The 4,088-nt window shown below is 70.8% G+C and carries 5 protein-coding genes; 3 read left to right on the plus strand and 2 right to left on the minus strand.

Annotated elements, in window-relative coordinates; translation table 11 throughout:
- Positions 1-685: amino acid permease (locus ACFFCN_RS15060; RefSeq protein ID WP_375492913.1), on the minus strand; the 685-nt coding region annotated here is incomplete at its 3' end.
- Between the two features lie 145 nt (positions 686-830).
- Here ACFFCN_RS15060 and ACFFCN_RS15065 point away from each other — a divergent pair.
- From ACFFCN_RS15065 to ACFFCN_RS15075, 3 genes are all read left to right on the plus strand, one after another.
- Positions 831-2,660, plus strand: a complete 1,830-nt coding sequence (locus tag ACFFCN_RS15065; RefSeq protein WP_375492914.1) for a DUF4118 domain-containing protein — start codon at positions 831-833, stop codon at positions 2,658-2,660.
- Complete coding sequence (locus ACFFCN_RS15070) at positions 2,660-3,334, plus strand: response regulator transcription factor (RefSeq protein WP_375492944.1); 675 nt, start codon at positions 2,660-2,662, stop codon at positions 3,332-3,334. The genes ACFFCN_RS15065 and ACFFCN_RS15070 overlap by 1 nt, the downstream gene beginning before the upstream one ends.
- A gap of 110 nt (positions 3,335-3,444) precedes the next feature.
- Positions 3,445-3,600 carry a hypothetical protein gene (locus ACFFCN_RS15075; RefSeq protein ID WP_375492915.1) on the plus strand — a complete coding sequence of 52 codons (156 nt, stop codon included), beginning with the start codon at positions 3,445-3,447 and terminating at the stop codon, positions 3,598-3,600.
- On the opposite strand, the gene ACFFCN_RS15080 is transcribed toward ACFFCN_RS15075, so the two are convergent.
- On the minus strand, positions 3,597-4,055 hold the full coding sequence (locus ACFFCN_RS15080; RefSeq protein ID WP_375492917.1) for a hypothetical protein: 459 nt from the start codon (positions 4,053-4,055) through the stop codon (positions 3,597-3,599). The two genes, ACFFCN_RS15075 and ACFFCN_RS15080, sit on opposite strands and share 4 nt — an antisense overlap.
- Positions 4,056-4,088: the final 33 nt, after the last annotated feature.

A 4,088-nucleotide genomic window follows, 5' to 3' on the forward strand; every position in this document is an offset into this window, starting at 1 on the left:
CGAACAGGTCGTGCGCGCGCTGCTGTGCCGTGTAACGGATCTCGGGCAGGTCGCCGAAGATCTCGCGGACGACGCCTATCAGCACGACCAGCCCGGCGGACGCCACGAAGAAGTACGTCGGGAACGCGAACGCGCGTCCCGCCTCGCGCACGCCACGCAGGTTGCCGTAGGCAAGTAGGAGGACAACGCCGATCGTGGCGAACGTGATCGTCCAGCTGCCGACCGCCCAACCGGGGAAGATCGACACGACGGCCGAGACGCCGGCCGCGGCCTGGACGGCGACCGTCACGATGTAGTCGATCATCAACGCGACCGACGCGATCTGCGCGATGCGTGGGCCGAAGTTCTCCCGCGCCACGACGTAGGACCCGCCGGCCCTCGTGTAGATCATGACGACTTCGCGGTAGCTCAGCGTGGTGAGCACCAGTAGGCCGAGGACGACAGCGGTCAACGGCATCAGCAGGTGGAAGCCGGCCAGCCCGAACACCGGCAGCAAGATGATCAGCATCTCCTCCGAGCCGTAGGCGGAGGAACTGATGCAGTCGCTGGACAGCACGCCCAACGCGCTCTTCTTCGACAGCTTCTCGTCGTGAATGGCCGAGTTCACTAACGGCTTGCCCAACAGCACACGTTTGACCCGGTAGCTGCCGGACTCGGGCAGCTCGACGTCGACGGTCGTATCCATGCATCCGACGCTAGGAACGCACGAGCCGGTCGGCCGTGATCCTCACGGATCGCTCACGGCCGTGTGGCCGAGCCCACCGGGCAGTCGGGCTAGCGTTCTCCGTGGGGCCGGCGTACGGGCGCAGGCGGCGACGCGGAGGTGGCCGATGCCACGCGGCAACGATGATGCCGCAGCGCGCGAACACATCGTGGTGGCGGTGTCCGCCGCCGACGGCGACGAGGCGGTGATCCGCCGCGCGGCCCGGCTGGCGAGCAGCACGGCTGCACCGCTCGACGCCGTGCACGTGGCGCGCAGCAGCCGCTTCAACGCCGACGGCAGCGTCCCGGCGGTCGGACTGCAGACGCTGGTCGAAAGCCTCGGCGGCACGTTCCACACGGTGGTGGCGGACTCGGTGGCCGACGCGGTCGCGGACCTTGCGCAGCGGGTGGGTGCGACGCAGATCGTGGTGGGCGCCACCGCACCGGGACGCCGGCCGGCGCGTCGCACAGTCGCCGACCGGATCGCGGCGCGCACCGACGTCGATCTGCACGTCGTCAGCCGCATCCAGTGGCGATCGGCGCCGGGACGGGTGCCGCTGCCGGCGCTCGACCGCGGCCTGTCGTGGCAACGACGGGTGCTCGGCCTGGTGATCTCGGCAGTGCTGCTGCCGGTGCTCACCGTGGCCGCGACGGCGCTGCGTGCTCACCTCACGCTCGCCGCTGACGTCCCGCTGTACCTGCTCGTCGTGGTGCTGACCAGCCTGGTCGGCGGCTTCGTGCCGGCGATCGTGAGCGCGCTCGCCGCGGCCCTGTTGCTCAACTACTACTTCGCCCCGCCGGTGCACACGCTGAGCATCGACCGCGCGTCGGACATCGTCGCGGTGCTGGTCTTCCTGCTCATCGCGCTCGCCGTGTCGCGGCTGGTCGACATCGCCGCACGCCGCGCCGACCACGCCGCGCGTGCCGGCGCGGAGGCGCAGGCCCTGACAGCGTTCGCGGCGGGCCTGCTGCGCGGCGAACTCGCCCTGCCGAGCATGCTGCGGCGTGTGCGGGACACGTTCGCGATGGACGGCGCCGCGCTGTTGCGTGCCGAACGGGACGGCTGGCACGTCGTGGCCGCCGACGGCACGGCTGCGCCCCGGGATCCGCGCACCGCCGACGCGAACGCGGATCTCGGCGACCACCTGCATCTCGCCGTGCACGGCCACCCACTCGGTGACGCGGATCAGCGGATCTTCGCGGCAGTGGCGGGACACGTCGCTGCGGCGTACCGGCAACAGCAACTGGTCGACGCTGCGCGCGCGGCGGAGCAGGCAGCCGAGTCCGACCGGCAACGCACTGCGCTGCTGAACGCGGTGGGTCACGACCTGCGTACGCCGATCGCGTCGGCGAAGGTGGCGGTCGGCAGCCTGCGAGCGGCAGAGGTGGCCTGGTCGGCCGCTGACCGAGCCGAGCTGCTCGCCACGGCGGAGGACGCGCTCGACCGGCTGACCGACCTCGTGACCAACCTGCTGGACCTGTCCCGTCTGCAGGTCGGCGCGGTCGCCGTGCTGCCGTCAGCCGTCGGACTGGACGACGTCGTCGCCCGCGCGCTCGAGCATCTGCCGCGCGACGCACCGGTCGCGGTCGACGTGCCCGCGGACCTGCCGGAGGCGCTGGCCGACGCCGGGCTGCTGGAGCGGGTGGTCGCGAACATCGTGCAGAACGCGCTGCGGTACACACCGGCCGGCACGCAGGTGCGGCTCGTCGGCAGTGCGCACCGCGACCAGGTGCAGCTGCGCGTCGTCGACCGCGGCCCGGGCATCGCGGGCGACCTCGCGGACGCCGCATTCCGTCCCTTCCAGCGCGCCGACGACGGAGGCGGTGACGGCGCAGGGGTGGGGCTCGGCCTCGCCATCGCGCGCGGCTTCACCGAGGCCATGGACGGCACGGTGGCCGTCGAACAGACGCCCGGCGGCGGCGCCACGTTCGTGATCACTGTGCAGGTGGCGCCGTGATGCGCGTGCTGGTGGTCGAGGACGAGGCGCCGCTGCGCCGTGCGCTGGTGATGAACCTGGACGCCCGCGGGTTCGCCGTGACCGAGGCGGCGGACGGTGCCCACGCACTGACGGCGCTGGCGGATCATCAGCAGGACGTCGTCATCCTCGACCTGGGCCTGCCTGACATGTCCGGGGTGGACGTCATCCGCTCGGTGCGGGCCTTCGCGACGACGCCGATCATCGTGCTCTCGGCGCGAAGTGGCAGCGCGGACAAGGTTCATGCGCTCGATCTCGGCGCCGACGACTACGTGACCAAGCCGTTCAACATGGACGAGCTTCTCGCTCGCCTGCGTGCCACGAACCGCCGGCTGCAGGTTGCCGACGAGCCGGTGCCGACGACGGTCGGCACGGTGACCGTCGACCTTGCGGCAACTACCGCCATCGACGGCGACGGCGCACCGGTGCATTTCACCCCGACGGAGTGGAAGATCCTCGACGTACTCGTGCGCCGGCCAGGCAGTCTCGTGAGCAGTGACACGCTGCTGACCGCGGTACGCGGCTCGGCCGAGCACACCGACCCGAGCTACCTGCGGATCTATGTGGGACAACTGCGTCGAAAGCTCGAGCCCGAACCCGGACGCCCCCGCCATCTGATCACCGAGCCGGGGATGGGCTACCGCCTCCGACCGTGACCCAGAACACGCACCGAGGCCCCGGAATTCGGTCCAGAGAACGCTTACAGACCTGAGAACGTCATGATCGCGTCACCGGCTCGTCATCGACATGGAGAACCATTGAACCCATGGACGACATCACGACAACCACACCCACGACGACCGAGATCCACGACCACTACGTCGCCCAGATCAACCACCTGGTGAGCGAGGGGCGCGAGACGCTGATCGCGGATCTCACCGCAGAGTACGAGCAGCTGCGCAACGAGCGGCGCGCCGCCTAGCGGCTGCGGATCCGGCGCGCCACTTGCGCGACGGTCACCGCGTAGATCGCGTGCACGGCGAGCGAGGACGACAGGGCCGCACGGTCCCATGCCCACGGCGGGGGCGTCTCGCCGAGCGTCGGGAACAGGGTGAAGGCCATGGCCTGGCATCCCGCGTCGAACAACACCGTCGCGCGGGCGTCCGATCCGGTCGCCCGGCGCAGCGCCTCGAAGGTCACCGCCACCGCCGACCCGTAGCCCCAGTGCACGGTTGACGAGATGCGATTGCGCGCGGCCGCCGACTGCGGCACCGGGCGGCGCAGCACGTTGCAGGCCGCGATCGCGACGTGATCGCTGGCGTCGTAGTCGATCGGTCCGCGCGCGTTCTTCCGGAACCGCGTCTCGGTCTTCAACACGATCGTCATCGCGGCCGTACCGCACAACCCACCGATCCACGCCGCGAACCACGGCCGCACGCTAGACACGACGTCGCGCCCCGGGGGCCTGCC

This window comes from uncultured Jatrophihabitans sp. (assembly GCF_964246335.1).
In the GTDB taxonomy this organism is placed as follows: Bacteria; Actinomycetota; Actinomycetes; order Mycobacteriales; family Jatrophihabitantaceae; genus Jatrophihabitans.